Origin of the sequence: Alysiella filiformis (assembly GCF_014054525.1) — a bacterium.
In the GTDB taxonomy this organism is placed as follows: Bacteria; Pseudomonadota; Gammaproteobacteria; order Burkholderiales; family Neisseriaceae; genus Simonsiella; species Simonsiella filiformis.
Map to the genome: position 1 here is coordinate 401,348 of NZ_CP059564.1, position 17,501 is coordinate 418,848.

15 protein-coding genes and 2 tRNA genes are annotated in these 17,501 nt (G+C 47.3%); 8 read left to right on the top strand and 9 right to left on the bottom strand.

The features are described 5' to 3' along the window. Positions 1-95: 95 nt before the first annotated feature. Positions 96-494, bottom strand: a complete 399-nt coding sequence (locus tag H3L97_RS02055; protein ID WP_097114518.1) for a MerR family transcriptional regulator — start codon at positions 492-494, stop codon at positions 96-98. Positions 495-564: 70 nt separating this feature from the next. Here H3L97_RS02055 and H3L97_RS02060 point away from each other — a divergent pair, with 70 nt between their 5' ends. After that, the gene (locus H3L97_RS02060; protein WP_097114517.1) at positions 565-1,179 is read left to right on the top strand and encodes a cation diffusion facilitator family transporter; all 615 of its coding nucleotides are present in this window, start codon (positions 565-567) and stop codon (positions 1,177-1,179) included. A 64-nt stretch (positions 1,180-1,243) separates the two neighbouring features. On the opposite strand, the gene H3L97_RS02065 is transcribed toward H3L97_RS02060, so the two are convergent. Beyond that, a complete protein-coding gene (locus H3L97_RS02065) occupies positions 1,244-2,104 on the bottom strand; it encodes an AraC family transcriptional regulator (RefSeq protein WP_097114516.1) in 861 nt (286 codons plus the stop codon). 165 nt (positions 2,105-2,269) lie between these two features. Here H3L97_RS02065 and H3L97_RS02070 point away from each other — a divergent pair, with 165 nt between their 5' ends. Next, the gene (locus H3L97_RS02070) at positions 2,270-3,049 is read left to right on the top strand and encodes an SDR family NAD(P)-dependent oxidoreductase (RefSeq protein WP_097114515.1); all 780 of its coding nucleotides are present in this window, start codon (positions 2,270-2,272) and stop codon (positions 3,047-3,049) included. A 78-nt stretch (positions 3,050-3,127) separates the two neighbouring features. Here H3L97_RS02070 and H3L97_RS02075 read toward each other — a convergent pair whose 3' ends face one another. Further along, positions 3,128-3,673 (bottom strand): ATP-binding protein, encoded by a 546-nt coding sequence (locus tag H3L97_RS02075; protein ID WP_097114514.1) that lies wholly within the window; start codon positions 3,671-3,673, stop codon positions 3,128-3,130. A 13-nt stretch (positions 3,674-3,686) separates the two neighbouring features. Next, entirely contained in the window at positions 3,687-4,760 is a 1,074-nt protein-coding gene (locus H3L97_RS02080) for an AI-2E family transporter (RefSeq protein WP_097114513.1), read from the bottom strand. A 317-nt stretch (positions 4,761-5,077) separates the two neighbouring features. Here H3L97_RS02080 and H3L97_RS02085 point away from each other — a divergent pair. Continuing rightward, positions 5,078-5,162: transfer RNA gene (locus tag H3L97_RS02085), tRNA-Leu, on the top strand. A gap of 205 nt (positions 5,163-5,367) precedes the next feature. On the opposite strand, the gene H3L97_RS02090 is transcribed toward H3L97_RS02085, so the two are convergent. Then, a complete protein-coding gene (locus H3L97_RS02090) occupies positions 5,368-6,057 on the bottom strand; it encodes a sulfite exporter TauE/SafE family protein (RefSeq protein WP_097114512.1) in 690 nt (229 codons plus the stop codon). 538 nt (positions 6,058-6,595) lie between these two features. Between H3L97_RS02090 and mnmE the strand changes: the two genes are divergently transcribed. The 4 genes from mnmE to H3L97_RS02110 all read left to right on the top strand — a co-directional run bounded on the left by mnmE (position 6,596) and on the right by H3L97_RS02110 (position 10,077). After that, positions 6,596-7,969 (top strand): tRNA uridine-5-carboxymethylaminomethyl(34) synthesis GTPase MnmE, encoded by a 1,374-nt coding sequence (gene mnmE, locus H3L97_RS02095; protein WP_097114511.1) that lies wholly within the window; start codon positions 6,596-6,598, stop codon positions 7,967-7,969. An 85-nt stretch (positions 7,970-8,054) separates the two neighbouring features. Next, positions 8,055-8,130: transfer RNA gene (locus H3L97_RS02100), tRNA-Lys, on the top strand. Between the two features lie 68 nt (positions 8,131-8,198). Beyond that, the gene (fmt, locus tag H3L97_RS02105) at positions 8,199-9,128 is read left to right on the top strand and encodes a methionyl-tRNA formyltransferase (protein ID WP_097114510.1); all 930 of its coding nucleotides are present in this window, start codon (positions 8,199-8,201) and stop codon (positions 9,126-9,128) included. A gap of 247 nt (positions 9,129-9,375) precedes the next feature. Continuing rightward, positions 9,376-10,077, top strand: a complete 702-nt coding sequence (locus H3L97_RS02110; protein WP_097114509.1) for an MFS transporter — start codon at positions 9,376-9,378, stop codon at positions 10,075-10,077. Positions 10,078-10,222: 145 nt separating this feature from the next. On the opposite strand, the gene H3L97_RS02115 is transcribed toward H3L97_RS02110, so the two are convergent. Continuing rightward, the gene (locus tag H3L97_RS02115; RefSeq protein WP_182073086.1) at positions 10,223-10,468 is read right to left on the bottom strand and encodes a hypothetical protein; all 246 of its coding nucleotides are present in this window, start codon (positions 10,466-10,468) and stop codon (positions 10,223-10,225) included. 631 nt (positions 10,469-11,099) lie between these two features. On the opposite strand from H3L97_RS02115, the gene aqpZ reads away from it, so the two are divergent. Continuing rightward, positions 11,100-11,795 carry an aquaporin Z gene (gene aqpZ, locus H3L97_RS02120; RefSeq protein ID WP_097114508.1) on the top strand — a complete coding sequence of 232 codons (696 nt, stop codon included), beginning with the start codon at positions 11,100-11,102 and terminating at the stop codon, positions 11,793-11,795. Positions 11,796-12,301: 506 nt separating this feature from the next. Here the strand turns inward: aqpZ and H3L97_RS02125 are convergent. The 3 genes from H3L97_RS02125 to H3L97_RS02135 form a co-directional block, all read right to left on the bottom strand. Then, positions 12,302-13,042: a hypothetical protein gene (locus tag H3L97_RS02125; protein ID WP_143269148.1), complete on the bottom strand. Its 741-nt coding sequence runs from the start codon at positions 13,040-13,042 to the stop codon at positions 12,302-12,304. 43 nt (positions 13,043-13,085) lie between these two features. Next, the gene (locus H3L97_RS02130; RefSeq protein WP_097114505.1) at positions 13,086-13,355 is read right to left on the bottom strand and encodes a hypothetical protein; all 270 of its coding nucleotides are present in this window, start codon (positions 13,353-13,355) and stop codon (positions 13,086-13,088) included. Positions 13,356-13,427: 72 nt separating this feature from the next. Continuing rightward, positions 13,428-17,300 (bottom strand): translocation/assembly module TamB domain-containing protein, encoded by a 3,873-nt coding sequence (locus H3L97_RS02135; RefSeq protein WP_182073087.1) that lies wholly within the window; start codon positions 17,298-17,300, stop codon positions 13,428-13,430. Between the last annotated feature and the right edge of the window lie 201 nt (positions 17,301-17,501).

Consider the following 17,501-nt stretch of genomic DNA (forward strand, 5'->3'; position numbering starts at 1 on the left):
AAACACCGTTTGAATTTGATATTCATATCAAGCAAGCGGTGTTTTTTATTTGGGAATTTTGCAAAATATTTTCAGGCAGCCTGAAAAATATTCCCCTATTCTTTTTCTTTAATGCCTTGAATAATTTGGCACTTATCAACTGTTTTATTTTCACAACCCACGAATTGCATTAAAAAATTTTTCACTTCTTGTAATTGTGTAATTTGCTCGTCCAAATACACCAAATGTTGCTTGGCAAGTTCATCAACTTCATTGCATTGGTTGGTGGGATTTTGCTGCAAGTGCAACAGTGTTTTGATGTTATTTAAAGAAAAACCGATATTGCGACAGGCTTTGATAAAGCGTAATTGAGCAAGTGTTTGTTCGTCAAATACACGATAGCCATTTTGTTGGTGAGAGGGGCTGATTAAACCTTGTTTTTCATAATAACGAATGGTTTCCAAATGTACGCCTGTCTGTTCGCTGGCTTGTTTTATTTTAAAAAATTTTGACATTTTGGCTTGACCCTGTAATGGCTACGGAGTTTATAGTATAGCAAATTTCATCTTAAAACAGGAGTAAAAAATGCCGTGCCAAAATTGTTGCGGTTCAAATCAGCCTACTCATCAATCGCCCAAATACAAAAAAGCTTTGTGGATTGTCTTGATATTGAATTTAACAATGTTTTTTGTAGAAATTGTAATGGGGATAAAATCAGGTTCAACTTCGCTGTTATCGGACAGTTTAGACTTCTTGGGTGATAGTGCCAATTATTTGATAAGTTTGATTGTTTTACCAATGGCGTTAAGTTACCGTGCCAAAGCGTCTATGGTCAAGGGGCTAACGATGGGCAGTTTTGGTTTATTTATTTTAATTACTACCGTTTATCGTATGTTTTATGGGGAAATTCCCAGTTATTCTGAAATGAGCATTGTGGGATTTTTGGCATTATTGGTAAATGTGTCAGCATTGCTGATATTGTTAAAATTTCGTGATGGCGACAGCAATGTCCGAAGTGTGTGGGTGTGTTCCAGAAATGATGCCATTGGTAATGTAGCGGTGATTTTGGCTGGTATAGCGGTTTATTTTTTTGGGTCAAAATATCCTGATTTAATTGTGGCTTTTGTTTTGGCATTTTTGGCATTACAAGCCAGTCAAGAAATCATCAAAAGGGCTTGGGCGGAATTAAAAGTCAGTTAATTTAAAACACCATTTGGATTGATGTTCAAGCGGTGTTTTTCTTTTTAAATTTTGCAAAATATTTTCAGGCAGCCTGAAAATCCGCACTCGGACTTATCCCAAACATTCTTTTATATTCACGGCTAAACTGACTGGAGCTTTCATAACCGACATCGTGAGCGATTTGGGCAAGTGTGCCTTGTTTTTGTTTGATGCGTTGTCTGGCTTCGGTCAATCGCAACGATTTTTGATATTGCAGGGGGCTAATGGCGGTAACTTGGCGAAAATGGCGATAAAAATTCGGCACACTCATATTGACTTGATTTGCCAGCATTTCTATGGTCAAGGTTTGCCGAAAATTTGCCTTTAAAAAAGCAATCGATTGGGCGATTTTGGCGACATTACCACCCACTGCAACCATTTGATAAAGCCTGTCCGCCATTTCACTTTTTAGCAAATGATAATGTAATTCTCGCTGAATGAGTGGGGCTAATATCGCCACATCAGAAGGTGAACACGCCAAATTTGCCAAGCGGTGCAAAGCGTTTATCATCGGCTCGTTAATCGTGCCAATTTGAGCAGGGCTGTCCGATGAGAAATGGGCAGACGACTTGCCCAAATCTATCATCAGTTGCAATAAAATGGGGGCATTTAATTTCATCTGAATGCCCACATAAGGATAATTTTCACTCGCTCCAAGCACTTCGCCTGTAATCGGCAATTCCACCGAATAACACATATATTGCCCATCGCCATAGCTTAAACAATTTTCGCCCCAATACACCGTTTTTTGTCCACGCAAAATAAAACACACCGCAGGTTCTTGCAGATAGCTAATCTGCGGAATGGGCGTATCACAGCGATACAAGGTCAAGCCCACTTCTGGCAATGCTTTGATTTCATCTTTTTGTAAAAAGCCTAACATTTCTTGGATTAAAGCGTGCATGGTATTGCCTATTTTTATCAAAACAGAGCGTATTGTAGCAGAAAATGATGGTTTTTGGCATTTTTGATAGGATTAGGCAAATCTTTGATAAAATCAACCTACCGTCATTTGCCAGTCATTCTTTAAAATAGCAACTTCTTTTTCAAACCCATTTTGGAGTATCTTATGCAAAACCAAAACAAATACATTGTGATTACAGGGGCAAGCGGTGGTATTGGCGAAGCGAGTGCCAAATTGTTTGCTTCAAAAGGCAAAAACTTGATTTTGGTGGCACGCCGTGAAAATCAGTTGAACGACATCAAAGCCAGCATTTTGGCACAATTTCCCAATATTGATGTGGTAGTCAAACCTTTTGATTTGAGCCAAATTGATGAATTGCCAAAATTGTACCAAGACTTGACCCAATATCCGATTGAAACTTGGATTAACAATGCAGGGTTTGGCATTTTGGAAACCGTCAAAGAGCACGACATTAGCCGTGTTTTGAGTATGATTAGGCTCAATGTGGAAGCCTTGACGGTGTTGTCCATTTTATTTGTCAAAGATTTTTCCGATGAGGATGGGGCAAAGCTCATCAATATTTCATCAGGGGCTGGCTATAACATTGCTCCGCTTGCAACTGCTTATTGTGGAACAAAATATTTTGTCAGTGCGTTTAGTGAAGGTTTGGCACACGAAATGGCAATGACAGGGGCAAAATTGCAAGTCAAAGTGCTTGCCCCAGCCAGTACCAAAACCGATTTTGCCAAAACTGCGATGCAAGACGAGACCGTTACCTATGGCGATGACAGCATTTATTTCAATAAATTCAATACCGCCGAAGAAATGGCAGACTTTTTGTACCAGCTTTATGCCAGCGATAAGGTGGTGGGCTTAGTCAATCACGAGCAATTTACATTGAGTTTGCTTGACCCACAATTTAATCATTTGTATCACTTGGTATAAGGTTTAAAGGGTATGGTAAAAACACCGTTTTTTAAATAAAAGCGGTGTTTTTCTTTTTAAAATGGGCAAAATAAACTTTCAGGCAGCCTGAAAATCACAAAAATCAAAATCCACCATCATGCCTTGCGCTTGGCATTGGGCGCGTTGCGCGGCGGTCATGGCTTGCACGGGCGTAAGGTGCTTTTCGCCTGCCACGGGGTTGGCGTTCAATCGCGCGTAGCTTTGCCACACTTCATGTTCTGCCACGCCGTGCGCGTTGGGAAAAAAATTGTGCAGGCGATACACCACCGTTTCAAAACCGTGCTGTTGTGCCTGTTGCAGCCATTTCAGGCAGGTTTGTGCTTTTTGATTGGGGTTGGCGTTGATGAGCAAAATATCGCGGTGTGGTTCAGCCAGCCCCATTGCCCAAGTGTTTTGTTGGCGTTGCATATTGGCTTGGTGGGCTGCCTGAAATGCGGGAAAATCAAAATGATATTGCCCATTTTCATCATACAAAGCCTCATCGTTGTCCAAACACAGCACATAAGCATGCGGATAAACGCGCTTGAACCACGCCATATATTGTGCCGCAAATGTGGATTTGCCCGAACCTTCGTGTCCGCGTAACAAGATGTATTGTTTCATGATATTGAGATGGCTATTTGGTTCGGCGATAAAAACGGCTGTCCAAATACGCCGTTTTGCCCTCGCGCAGCAGCACCAAGCAAATCGCCGCCAAAGGCAACGCCACCAGCATGCCCACAAATCCCAACAAATTGCCAAACGCCATCAAAGCAAAAATCACCCAAAATGGCGACAAACCAATGCGGTCGCCCACAATTTTGGGGGTAATGAAAAAACTTTCCAAAAACTGCCCCACCGCAAACACGCCCCATACGGCAAACAAGCCCGCCCACGAACCAAATTGCAGCACCGCCGCCAAAGTCGCCAACAGCAAACCCGTAAACGCCCCCAAATACGGCACAAACACCAAAATCCCCGCCACCATGCCTATCGCAAAACCCGAATCCAGCCCCACCATCATCAAGCCCAAACCGTAAATCAAGCCCATAATCAACATCACGGTTAATTGCCCACGCAAAAATTCGCCCAAAACCGTGTCCATGCTGCCTGAAATGCGCGAATAGGTGTCAATGTAGCGGCGTGGCACAATCAAGCGCAAACCTGCCGCCCAGCGTTCCCAATCCAACAAAAAATAATACAAAATCAAAGGCAACAACGCCAAATTGCCAATGCTGCCCGCCAACGAACCGCCCTGTTGCATGACCACCGAAAGCGTGTTTTGAATGGCGTTTTGAATGTTGCTGGCATTGTCTTGCAACCACGCAATGAGCGTATCATTGTTGAGCGTGATGTGTCCTTCCAATTTGCTGTTGAGCCAAGGTAGGGCGATATTTTGTATCCATTTCAACAACATGGGCATTTTCGCCACAATGCTCTGCACCTGCTTAACCAGCATAGGCACAATCACCAACAGCAGCCCCAGCAGCAGCCCAAACGACAAAGCCATTACCCACATAGAAGCACGGGTGCGTTTCACGCCCTTGCTTTCCAATTTGCCCACCAAAGGGTTGAGAATGTACGCCAACACCGCCGCCGTGATAAACGGTGCCAACACATCGCGCAACAAATGAAACGCAATAACCAAAAAAGCCAACACCAAAAAGCCTGCCAACCACGGCAGCCAACGTCTTTTATTGGGAAGATACATAAGCGTTTTCGCCCTTGTCTGTTTAAAAACAAAGGGGCATTTTAACCGAAATTGTGGCGTAAAATGCGTTTTCAGGCAGCCTGAAATGTTTTTTGAAACCCAAACCGTTCAGCTTGAACGCATTTGGCTTACTTTGTGAAAAAGCCAATCGCCCAAAGCAAAACCCATTTTTGTAAGGCAATGAAGGCAGCCTGAAAAGGCATTTTCCCAATCAAACACAAAAAAATTCATTTTAAAAACAAAACTCAAATTATTTTTTAACCCAAACCCATTTACAGATTTTCAAAATACCGTATAATGCACCACTTCAACCCACCGCCCAGGTGGCGAAATTGGTAGACGCAGGGGACTCAAAATCCCCCGCCGCAAGGTGTGTCGGTTCGAGTCCGACCCTGGGCACCAAATACCCCAAACCCTGTTCACACGAACAGGGTTTTTGATTTTGTGGGATTGGGGGTGTGGCACAAACCGTTTTCAGGCAGCCTGAAAACCCGTGTTCGCAAGATTGATGGCTTGATTTTATTGTTAAGGCGGCTTTCTACGCCAATATTGAACATATTGCATAGAAAGCCAACGCAGTAGGCGCATGAAATGGCGATAAAGCAAGCTATTGAGATGATGAATACAGGTTCTGAAACACCGTCCACAACTGCCAGCACGCCCACGCTGCCACCCACAATCCCGCCACCAAACGCACCGCTTTGGCTTGCAAAAAACCGCGCAGTTGCACCGCAAAAATGCCCATCGCCAACAAATTCGGCAACGTCCCCACCCCAAACGCCAGCAAATACAACGCCCCCTGCCCCGCAGACGCGCTGCTCAACGCATACAAAGCCGCGTTGTACACCAAACCACAAGGCAACCAGCCCCACAACGCCCCCACCACCACGCTGCCTGTGAGCGATTGAATCGGCAAAAATCGGTTTAAATGCGGATTGAGTTTGCGCCAAATCGGTTTGCCAATGCGCTCAATGTGTGCCGCGCCAGCAAAAATCCCCGCCAAATACAAACCCATCAACAGCAACAACACATTTGCCGCCACAAATAAAATCATTTGAAACAAGCGCGTTTCATTCAACAACAAAGTGCTTTGCGACAACGCCCCCATCAGCGCACCAATCAGGGCATAGCTGCCCAATCTGCCCAAATTCAACAATAAAATCAACTTAATGCGCGAAATATGCGGCGGCAACTGCAACACAAACGCACTGCTCAAACCGCCACACATGCCCACGCAATGCGTGCCGCCCAAAAATCCCAATAAAAACAAAGTCAGCAAAGTGGTTTCTTGCAACATGGTGGTTTCAATCAATCAAAAAATGGCTATTGTAATTCAAATTACAGGCAGCTTTTTTCAAAGCAGCCAGAAAAAAACTTGCCCAATCGTGTAAAGAAGTGTAATATCCGCACGTCAATTATTCCGACCGAAGTGTTGGATTCCGATTGGATTTTTGTGTTAAGAATTTGTTAAAAAGTATATTCATTTGTGAAGATTTTTGGCTTGCAATGTATTGATTTTACAAAAGAAAAACACAAGGGTGCAGTCGGAATAATTGCCCCATTCATCGGGGATTAAGACTTTTTTAATTCCTTGTGTGAGAGTTAAACAGCAAGTCGGAATAATTGCCCCATTCATCGGGGATTAAGACACACCAGCGAAGTTGTAAGCAGTTACAGTTTGAGTCGGAATAATCGCCCCATTCATCGGGGATAAAATCAAAAGCAGCCTGAATCCAGTCCACTTGGACTTTTCAGGCTGCTTTTGCATTGCCAGCGCGTTTTGCACCCAAAAATGCTAAAATCGCGCCAATTTCATTTTTCAGGCAGCTTTTTTGATGAACGCACATTCCCCCACCATTGCCGCCATCGCCACCGCCAACGGACGCGGCGGCGTGGGCATCATCCGCATATCGGGCAAAGACTTAATCCCATTCGCCCAAGCCATTTCAGGCGGCAAAACGCCCCAACCGCGCACCGCACTCTACACCGATTTTCTTGCCGCAGACGGCAGCGCAATAGACAACGGCTTGCTGCTGTATTTTGCCGCGCCAGCCAGTTTCACAGGCGAAGATGTGCTTGAATTACAAGGACATGGCGGACAAATCGTCTTGCAAATGCTGTTGGCACGTTGCGTGGAATTGGGCGCACGCTTGGCAGAGGCTGGCGAATTTTCCAAACGCGCTTTTCTCAACAATAAGATGGACTTGGCGCAAGCCGAAAGCGTGGCGGATTTGATTGACGCGTCCAGCCAAGCCGCAGCGCGTATGGCAATGCGTTCGCTCAAAGGTGTGTTTTCGCAACAAATTCATGCGCTTGTGGACGATTTGATTACCTTGCGTATGCTGGTGGAAGCCACGCTGGATTTTCCCGAAGAAGACATTGATTTTCTGCAAGCGGCTGACGCAAAAGGCAAATTAGCCAGCCTGCAAACCCAGTTGGCAAACATTTTCGCCCATGCCCAACAAGGCGCGATTTTGCGCGAAGGCATGAATGTGGTGCTGGTGGGCGCACCCAATGTCGGAAAATCCAGTTTGCTCAATGCGTTGGCGGGCGATGACGTGGCGATTGTTACCGACATCGCAGGCACCACGCGCGACACGGTGCGCGAACACATCACGCTAGATGGCGTACCCATGCACATCACCGACACGGCTGGATTGCGCCAAACCGATGATATTGTGGAACAAATCGGCATACAGCGCAGCGAAAAGGCGGTGCAAAATGCCGATGTCGCCCTGATTTTGATAGACCCAAACGAGGGCTTGAACGACACCACGCGTGAAATCCTGTTCAGGCTGCCTGAAAACCTGAAACGCATTGAAATTCATAATAAAATTGATTTGAAAAATGACAATCCGAGCGTGGAAAATCGTTCAGGCAGCCTGAAAAACGAAACGGGCGCAAGCACCATCATCAAGCTGTCTGCCAAAACAGGCGCAGGTTTGGATTTGCTGAAAACCGCGCTGCTGCAACAAATTGGTTGGCAAGGCGAAAGCGAAGGCTTGTTTTTGGCGCGCACGCGGCACATTCACGCCCTGCAACTGGCGCAAACCGAGCTGGACAACGCGGCAGCTTGCGGCAACCATCAAATTGAATTGTTGGCAGAACATTTGCGTTTGGCGCAGGTGGCGTGCAATGAAATCACGGGCGAGTTTACGGCTGATGATTTGTTGGGCGTGATTTTTTCGCGGTTTTGCATTGGAAAATAATCTGCCAAAATAATCATTTAAGCAAAAAAGCAAAAATGGGGCTTGACGCATGGGCGTGTTGTTTCTATAATGCGTTCTTTCATTTGGGTCGTTAGCTCAGTCGGTAGAGCAGCGGACTTTTAATCCGTTGGTCGAGCGTTCGAATCGCTCACGACCCACCAAATTTTTAAAAGCCTGAACTTTTGTTCGGGCTTTTTTCATATCTCAAATTTTAAATAAGGTGTTGAATATGAAAGTGATTTTTGCTGGCACGCCCGATTTTGCGGCGGCTGCCTTAAATGCGATTGTGGACGCTGGCTTTGATGTGCCTTTGGTTTTGACCCAACCCGACCGCCCCAAAGGTCGCGGTATGCAGTTGCAAGCCAGCCCTGTGAAATTGGCGGCTTTGGCGCACGGTTTGCGCGTTGAGCAGCCTGAAAAATTGCGTGGCAACGATGAGGCTTTGCAAATCTTGCGCGATGTGCAAGCCGATGTGATGGTGGTGGCGGCTTATGGTTTGATTTTGCCGCAAGATGTGCTGGATGCGCCCCAACATGGCTGCCTGAACATTCATGCGTCTTTGCTGCCGCGTTGGCGCGGTGCTGCGCCCATTCAACGCGCGATTGAAGCGGGCGATACGGAAACGGGCGTGTGCATCATGCAAATGGACGCGGGTTTGGACACGGGCGCAATCGTCAGCGAACACCGCTACATCATCAAAAACACCGACACCGCCAACGAAGTTCACGATGAATTGATGAAATTGGGCGCGGCAGCGATTGTGGCGGATTTGCAGCGTTTGCAGGTTTCAGGCAGCCTGAAAAGTGTGCCGCAGCCTGAAAATGGCATCACTTACGCACAAAAATTGTCCAAAGACGAGGCGCAAATCAACTGGCAAGAATCTGCCGAAATCGTGGCGCGAAAAATCCGCGCGTTCAACCCCGTGCCTTGCGCGTGGACGCTGTGGCAGGGCAAGCCGATGAAAATTTGGGCGGCACACGCGGTGGCGCAAAATGGCGCGGCTGGCACGGTGCTGGCGGCAAACGCCAACGGCATCATCGTGGCGTGTGGCGATGGCGCAATTTGCATAAGCGAATTGCAAGCGGCTGGCGGAAAACGTTTGAATAGCAAAGATTTTTTGGCTGGGCGCGATGTGGCGGTGGGCGAATTTTTTGCGTGAATGCGTTTCAGGCAGCCTTTCGGTACACGACAGAAATTTTTAATGTAGCACAAACCTCGTTCCCTCTCCCCATGGGAGAGGGTAGGGAAAACCGTTCAAGTTTATGGCATTTCGCCCTCTCCCCGCCCCTCTCCCATGGGGAGAGGGCGTAAAATGCGGGCACGATAACGGTTTCTGTCCATATTTTTATCGTGTACAGGAAAGCAGCCTGAAAACCCACACTCAATTTTAAGTCATTGGATTGAATATGATAAATCTCTATCAAATTTTGCACATTTCGCCCCACGCCAGCCGTGTGGAAATTCAAGCGGCATTGCAACACTATCGCACACAGCCCCAAGCCCATGCCAAAATCATTCGCGCCACCGAAGAATGGCTGCTGGTTGCCGATGTGCGTGCGCGTTACGATGCGCGTTTGCGCGCCGAACAGCCCGAGGTTTTTCAGGCAGCCACGCCCCATCACGATGACGTATTGATTGTGGACGAAACACCAGCACAAGCCATTGAAAACGATGAATATTATGTGCCAATATTGTGGCAACCCAAAGCCATCATGTTGGCATCGCTGATTTTAACGCCAGCCTTGGGCGCGTGGCTGACCGCGCTGAATTGGCAGGAGTTGGGCGATGAAAAAGCGAAACAAATCAATATGCAAGTGGCATATGCCGTGTTGGGCAGCAGCTTGGTGCTGGCGATGATTGCGATTTTAACGGGTGTGGATTGGGGTTGGTGGCTGCACCTTGTGGTTTGGCTGGCGTGGTTTTTCACATTGGGCAAAAAACACATGGATTTTGTGGACAATGCCATAGGCAATGATTACAACCGCCAATCGTGGCAAAAAACCCTGATTTGGGTGGCGGTGGCTTTGGTGGCGTATGTGTTGTTGATTATGTTGTTGATGTATTTGGCGATTCAATTAGATTGGGCGCACCCAAGTTGGTTTGCATAAAGGCGATTCAGGCAGCCAGATTGGGCAAATGAGCGCAAGGCTGCCTGCAAAAACTTGCCAAATGATGTAAAGAAGTGTAATATCCGCACTTCAATTATTCCGACTGAAAAGTTGGATTCCGATTGCATTTGGTGTTAAGAATTTGTTAAAAAGTATATTCGTTTGTGAAGATTTTTGGCTTAAAAATTTTGGCTTGCAATGTATTGATTTTACGAAAGAAAAACACAAGGGTGCGGTCGGAATAATTGCCCCATTCATCGGGGATTAAGACGAAACCAATGCCATCAGCAGTCAAGTTGAAGTAAGTATTGCCCCATTCATCGGGGATTAAGACGCCATAGCAGGGGTGAATGTGCGGAACGTAGAACGTCGGAATAATTGCCCCATTCATCGGGGATTAAGACTGTGTGAATTTGGTACGTAATTCTTTTGTGGATTGTCGGAATAATTGCCCCATTCATCGGGGATTAAGACCGTCATCTTTTGTAATCATACTTAACATTTTTGTGTCGGAATAATTGCCCCATTCATCGGGGATAAAATCAAAAAAAGCAGCCTGAAAACATCAACAATGCGTTTTCAGGCTGCTTTTGCCATGTTTACAATGGCAGCAAAAAACCAAATACCAACCCAGTAACCGCGCCACACAATCCATTTGCTGAATATTCAATGCGTTTTGGTGTGTGGCTGTCTGAAACCTTTGCAAAACGCGGTTTGTAGGGGCAGATTTCATATCTGTCCCGTTTAGGTTCGCAGAAATTTTCATTCTTATCAATAAATTGAAAAAAGGGCGGATATGAAATCCGCCCCTACGTCAGTTTAAAAGTAGGTTTTGCAAAGGTTTCTGTCTATGTTGTGGGGTGCTGCAAAGCCACTTGAAATGCGCTTTACCGTGAAATCAAGCAAAAGCGTGTAAATCCCCCTGCCAGCACCCTTGAAAAATGGCTATGATGTGCGCCGTTTTGCCATTTTTGTGTGGCGAGCAATCTTTTTTCAATCTATTTTTGAAAGTTTGAAACATCATGAAAAAGTATTTTGCCGAATTTTTTGGCACATTTTGGTTGGTATTTGGTGGTTGCGGCAGCGCGGTGTTGGCGGCAGGCATTCCCGAATTGGGCATTGGTTACGCAGGCGTATCGCTGGCATTTGGCTTAACGGTTTTGACCATGGCTTATGCGGTGGGACACATTTCAGGCGGACACTTCAATCCAGCCGTATCGGTGGGTTTGATGGTGGGCGGTCGTTTTGATAAAAAAGATTTGTTGCCCTACATTGCCGCGCAAGTGGTGGGGGCGATTGCAGCAGGTGCGGTGTTGTACACCATTGCATCGGGTGTAGAAGGTTTCAATGCGGCAGCAGGATTTGCCAGCAATGGCTATGGCGAACATTCGCCACACGGTTACAGCCTAATTTCGGCATTTTTGATTGAAGTGGTGCTGACGGCATTTTTCTTGATGATTATCATGGGTGCAACCGACAAACGCGCACCAGCAGGCTTTGCCCCCATTGCGATTGGTTTGGCATTGACTTTGATTCACTTGATTAGCATTCCTGTTACCAACACTTCGGTGAATCCTGCGCGTTCTACGGGCGTGGCGTTGTTTCAAGGTTCTTGGGCGATTGGGCAACTGTGGTTGTTTTGGGTTGCACCGATTGTGGGCGGCGTGATTGGCGCATTGTGCTACAAATTCATCGCCAGCGAAGAGAAAAAAGCCTAATCTTTTGATTTTGAAATCAAATAGGGGACGAATCAATGATTCGTCCCTTTTTTGTGGTGTAGGGTGCAGCTTGTTGCACCATTTTTCAGATAAAACATGAACTTGGTGCAACAAGTTGCAACCTACATCATGATGCCTTATTGTGTATTTGGTTCACAATAACAATGAAAATGCCAGCAAGCACAAACGGGGCAGATTCTATATCCACCCTGTTTAGAATTGCAGAAATTTTTATTTTTATCAATAACGTGAAATCGGGATAAGTAACTGTCAATTTGCCAACAAACCCGCCCTCTCTCCCTATGGGAAAACGTGAGAGAGAGGGCTTGTTGAGCAGCATACCCTCTCCCCAGCCCTCTCCCACAGGGAGAGGGAGCAAAGTGACTTAAATTTATCAATCACTTTTATTCCGAACTCGCGTTATCAATAAATTACAAAAGGCGGATATAAAATCCCCCCCTACGTCAGCTTAAAAGTGGGTTTTGCTGTTTCAGGCAGCCTGAAAATCATTTTTCTGCCCAAAAATGGCGAATGTGCTTACCCCAATCGCCCCAAAGCAAACGTTGTCGCCACCCTTCCCCCACCATGTCGTATTGGCTGTAAAGATGGGGCTGGTTCAAATCGTCTTGCGGCGCGGATTCGGGCAGCCGATTGCCCTGTTGGTCAATGTAAAACCATTGGTCGGACAAATAAACAGGTATCCAATCGGTGTTGGAATGCGATTTGACCACCCCCGAATAACTGACTTTGGCGCGACCGTTTTCAAATGGGTTCACGGCAAAATATTGCGGATAAATGCGAAGTTGCCCTGTTTTTACATCGGCAAAACCGAATTTGTTGCCATTTCTGATGGGTAAAAAGCCATCATCGCTTTCGTCTATCAAATAGCCATCGCCTGTGGTCATGGGTTCGTATCCCAAATAATTGCCTTTGGCATCAAATGCTTCTATCTTATTGGTACGGTTATTGCGTAACCAAGTGCGGTGTGAAAAACACGCCTTTTCAGGGTGTGAATTGAAAAACCAAAAACTTTCGGTGTAATTTGCACTCAATGGCAACAGGATTTTGCCTGTTTGCACGTCTTTCATTTGAACATGATATTCGTTGGGTGCTGCACGGTCTGCGGTAAAACGTGATTCGTATTCAATTCGGTCGGTTCGCCTGCTGTGTTCATCGTAAAGACAAACGGTGTGCGCCCATGTTGGCATTGCCAACAAAAGCAGTAAAAATAAGGGAATTTGACTCATTTTTTCATCAATCATGGCGTTTCAGGCTGCCTGAAAGGGCTTTTTATTTGCCTTTGCGCGGTTTATCGGCGGCTGCCAAACGGTTGGCGATGTGCTGTTGCAACAATTCGCGTTTTTCCCAAAAAAAGCTTTGAAATTTGGGCAGCGAATAGATTTTTTTGACCATGGTCGGAAAACCATCGTGCAAAATGGCGGCAACATCGGCATTCATGGTTTCATCGTTCATGGCGGTTGCCAAGTCGCATTCTTTGTTGCTCAAATAGGTTTGAATTTGCTTTTTGACGTAATTACTGATTTCAAATTGGTTAATCATAATCCATTTGCCTTTTGGGTTTGGGGATTCAGGCAGCCTGTTGCGCTGGCACAACACCAGCCTGAATCGGGTTTATTGGGATTGGGCTTGTTCTGCTTCATCTAATGCTTTGATTTTTTGGCGTTCTTTTTCAGAAAAGCCGTCAAATCGTTTCACATATTTGATTTCTGCGCCCGATGATTCGGTGCCTGCGCGGGCAATGGCGCGGAATGAGCGGCTTAATTGATACACCAGCTTAACCGATTGGCTGGCATTGCCCAAACCTGCTTCATAGCCCAAATACAAATCGCGCGACAGTTGTTTGCCAAAGGTAATCATTTGTTGGGCGGGGTTCATTTCGCCTGTGCTGGCGTTGCGGGTTTGTCCGCTTGTTAAGCCAAAATCATCTACCAATCCCATTTTATCATTTAAACCGCCTACAAGCCATGCACTTGCTGCGGTGGCAATGGCGGCTTCATCGGCACTGCTGCCACTGCTGGCGCGATTTAAAATCAGCCATGAAAGTTTGTCTTTTTCGCTCATGGGTTCGTTTGCCACCAAGCTGATGCGTGGCACGTCCAAATTGCCCAATACTTCTACGCCTGCGCCCACTGGCGAATTGCGGCGTTCGGCGCGAATGTTGAGATTGGGTTTATTAAGTGGCCCGATGAAGGAGATGATGCCTTTTTTTATCAACAAATCTTGTCCATAGGCTTGGTAGCGTCCGCGTACCACATGAACGCTGCCTACGGCTTGCATTTCTTGCTGCGGCTTGGCGGTGAGCGTGAGTTTGCCGCCCAAATTGACGTTTAAGCCTTCGCCGCTAAAATAAAATTGGTTGTTTAAATCAAACACCAAATTGATGTTGAGCGGAACGGTGTTACTGGGGGCTGCTTGGGTTTCGCCCAATACCACCACGTCATCGTCTAGTGTGGGTGCGCTGCTTTCTTGAAAGCCAAATCGCCCTTCATCGGTTTTCAGGCTGCCTGAAAGGGCAATGCCCGATTGGGTGTATTGCAAATCGGTGCTGCCTGAAACGGTAAGGCGGCGATTGGGTTGGTCCAGCAATTGGTATTGATGAAACACCACTTTTGCGTCCACATCGGGCGCATTGTTTTGATAGCTGGCGGTGCCTGTGAGTGTGATGTTGCCTTTGCCGCGTTTGAATTGGAGTGCGTCCACAATCCATTTTTGTCCTTCAAAATGCGATTTCAGGCTGCCATCTGCCAGCACAATGCCCACATCGCGGTTGCGGTAGTTTAAGCCTTCGCCATTGAGTGTGCCGTTGATTTGGGGGTCGGCAAGTTTGCCGTTGATGTCCACATTGCCCGTGAGTTTGCCGCGCACGGTTTGACCCACAGGCAACAGGCTGCGGAGCGTGTCCAAATCTGCCGAATGAAACACGAATTTGCCGTGTATGGGGGCTTGGCTCAAAGGTGCATTGCCAAAGGCTTGCAAAATGTCAAGGCTGCCTGAAATTTGCCCATAGCGCGTGTCGCCACTCAATTTATTGTTGATGCCATTGGCGTTAAATTGGGTGTTGAGCCGCCAATTTTGCAGATTCAGGTTTTGTTTACGCGCGGTGGGCAACACCACATCGCCCCCCTGCTGACGCAAATTCAAATAACCGCGCGGACTTTGACTGTATGCCAAATCCCAATCGCCCGCCAACACCAAATTATGCTCAATGGGCGGTTTGTACCAATTATGCAGTTCGCTGAAATGAATGTTGTCGGCGCGACCTTTGGTGGTTAAGCCAGCCTGTTTGTCCCACACAAAATTGTCCAACACCAAGCTGCCGCCCAAGGCTTGCCAACGCGCCGCATTCATGGCAACGCGCTGTTGGCTCGCTTCCAGCCGCATGGGATTGTGCAAATGCAAATTCAAGCCGCCCGACAAATCCAATTTGTCCACCACACCAGCCCATTGTTGGCTTTCGCTCAAACCGCCACGCGCTGCCACATTGATGTTGAGCGGCTTATTGTCCACTTTCAGGCTGCCTGAACCGCTTAATTGGTGTTGGCGCAAAGTGCCATTGAGGGCAATTTGCGTGCGGTCTATGGCGGTATTGCCCGCGACAATGCCGTTGCCATTGAGCGCAATCTCCAAAGGACGCAAGGGGTCGGGCGAGCCGTGCAGTTTAAAATCAAGGTGTTGCACCTTCACGGCATTCGGAATGTGTAATTGGCGAATTTGTCCGTCCAGCTTGGCTTCCACTTGCGTGAAACCATCGGCGGTGGACGTGATGTGTCCCTTGGCTTGCAACAAGCCGCTCATGCCAAAGCCAAATTGTGCCACATTGGGCGCGTTCAAATCCACCGCCAAAGTATCGCCTTTTTTGCCAAACGCACCTTGGGTTTTCAACACATTGCTGCCCAGCACCACCGACACATCGGCTTGACTCAAATGGTTGTTTTCATAAGACACTTTGCCGCCGCCCGACAAATTCGTTCCCGATAATTGCGATGGCGCAAACGCCATGGTGCTGCGAAACGCCAATTTTGCCAGCTCGCCCGACACATCAGCCGTGCCATTGATGCTGCCTTCGGGCAAACTGGGGTGCAATTTGCGCGGATTGAATTGCTCGCTGGCGATTTTGGCTTGCAATTTTTGGTCGCGGAACAATTCAAGGCTGCCTGAAAGATTCAATTTGCCGCCATGGTGTGGTTGAATCATTGCCTGTTCTATCCGCACGGTTTGTTGCCCATTTTTCGCATCGGTGTGTAATTGAACCTTGCCCGTTGCCTTGGCTTGTTCGCTTGCCAAATCAAATTGGGCAACAGGCTGGCTGAACGTGCCAGTGGCGTGAATGTTGCCATTGAGCGTTGCCGCAAATGGGTTGTTGAGCAAATCGGCAGCCACCACATTTTTCAGGCTGGCTTGCACATTCAAAGTTTGCTTTTGGGCATAAATGCCGCCGTGTAGCGACACTTCGCCCTTTTTCATCAAAGCCAAATGCACATGGTCAATTTCCACCGCACCGCTTTGGTTGATGGCAAATTTGCCCTGCAACTGGCGCACGGGAATGCCATTTTGGTCGGCAGGCAAAGCGTGTTTGTTGTGCAAAACCACATCGCCATTCAAGCCCATATTGTCCGCATTCAAATTGGGCAACACATTGGCAGAAAACGACAAATTCGCCTTGGGCAAATTCGGCAAAAACGCGCGTGGATTAACCCCTTCGCCATTTAAACGAATGTGCCCAATTTTTTCGCCCAAAGTGGGGGCAAAAGGTTGAACTTGCGTATCGGCATGAATGTGTATGCCCAAACCTGTGAGTTTGCTTGCCAACGCCACATCGTTCAGGCTGCCTGAAAGCCGCAAATCGCCGTTTACCGCAATGCCGTCCAACACACCAGCCAGCGTCATGTCGCCACGCAAAGCATAAGGCGATGCGCTTGCCAGCGATAATTGACCCGTGCTGTTTGACCACGGCGTTTGCAGCGCAGCAATGTTCACATCATGCTTTAAATGATTGTATTGATAAGATAATTGTGCGCGAGAAAGCAAAATGGTTTTGTCATCGCCCTGCGTGATTTGCCCCACTTCCAGTTTGTCCACCGCCACCGTTAGGGGCAGCGTCAGGCTTTCAGGCAGCTTTGGCGGTTCAGATTGCGGTTGAGGCGGCACATTTTTGGGCGAAATGTGCACATCGCCCACCGCCAAACGACTGATGTGCAAATGGCGATTTTTCAACTCATCGGCTTGCCAATCCCACACCAAAGCCGACAATTCAATATCGGCACTTTCGGTGCGAATGCGAATTTGGCTGCCTGAAAAACCACGCCACAAGCTGCCCGACAAACTTTGCGCCTCAACAGCCACAGGCAAAGCCGCCAACTGCGGCAAACGCAACAGCACAAAACGCAAACCATTTTCGCTGCCCAGCAACCAAATCACACCGCCCACCGTTGCCAACACCAACAGCGTCAGCGTCAAGCTCAACAGCGATGCCACAAAACGCAAAGGCGTGCGTTTCCGTTTTTTGGGTGCGGGGGGGTATTCACAATCGTATCAGTCATCACGCAAAACACATTTTCAGGCTGCCTGAAAGCCAGTCCAGCCAATCACATCATTTAAAAAGATAAAAGTCATTAATCAATTTAAGCAACTTCACTCCCTCTCCCTGTGGGAGAAGGCTGGGGAGAGGGTATGCCTGTTTAAAAA